At 49.0% G+C, this 1,044-nt stretch carries 1 protein-coding gene; it reads right to left on the reverse strand.

The features are described from left to right. The coding region (locus LC059_RS17870) for an IS110 family transposase (protein ID WP_226705234.1) at positions 1–836 on the reverse strand (836 nt) is incomplete at its 3' end. Between the last annotated feature and the right edge of the window lie 208 nt (positions 837–1,044).

Genomic DNA, 1,044 nt, shown 5'->3' on the forward strand with positions numbered 1-1,044 from the left:
AGTCGCTCATAGTAGTCTTTGAATTTCTTATTGCATTGGATGGTCGACATCATCGCCATAAACATAACCGTGCGTATTTGATGACGTCCGCCGCGTATTCTGCGAAGGCCCTGGTATCGTCCACTCTCTCGATTGATCGGTGCAACTCCGACAAGTGCGGCAATCTCTTTGTTATTCAAGGTGCCTAGTTCTGGAAGGTCGCTAAGTAACGTGTAAGCCATGACTTTGCCCACTCCGGGCACACTTTGGAGAATTTCATTTTTCTCTTTCCAGTCATCAGCTTGTGCGATCATGCCATCAAGGGCTGTATCAATCTTGTCGATCTGTGCTTTGATGGTTTTCAGCATGGTGGTAATGCTGGTGCGCATTTCTTTGGGCATGATGGATAGACGGTTCTTTTCCATCGTCTGCATTTCCATCAGCTGTCGACGGCGAACGAGTAAATCGCTGATTTTTCTGTCGTTTTCTGGTGCTACAGCTGTTTGAACGGGCTTGATGCTCTCGCCGAAGTGGGCGATCAGCTGAGCATCGATTTTGTCTGTTTTCGCGAGCTGCCCAATGGCGCCAGCAAACCGCCGTACATGAAGAGGGTTGGCGACAACTACAGGCAGCTTATGTTTTACAGCGGCGAACAGGAAGGTGTGCTCCAGACGGCCTGTGGCTTCAATAACGATGCGCGTTGGCCGACGTGCTTTGATGCGCCTAATAGCTTCGCGAACACCTTTCGCATCGTTGCTGACAGTAAAGTATTCGCCGAGAGGACGGATATAGATATCGAGCTGAGTCTTGCCGGTATCTATACCGACATTGACTTCATTGTTTTGTGAGTGGTTCATTGGTAAGTTAACTCTTGCTTGCTATACGAGCTCGAGGCCCTGATGACTATTCGAGTTGTTACTTAGAGTTTATGCGGCGTTCCCACTTGTTAACGGTCTCTCGACAGAGGAGCCATACAGGCATCGAACTACCGCATAAAAGTCCTCTGGTGGCAGCCAGAGGTGGGCCTCAATTTTGCCCGTTTGAGAGAGCATGTAAACCATACAA

The sequence above is a fragment of the Microbulbifer elongatus genome (assembly GCF_020524885.1).
Taxonomy (GTDB): Bacteria; Pseudomonadota; Gammaproteobacteria; order Pseudomonadales; family Cellvibrionaceae; genus Microbulbifer; species Microbulbifer elongatus_A.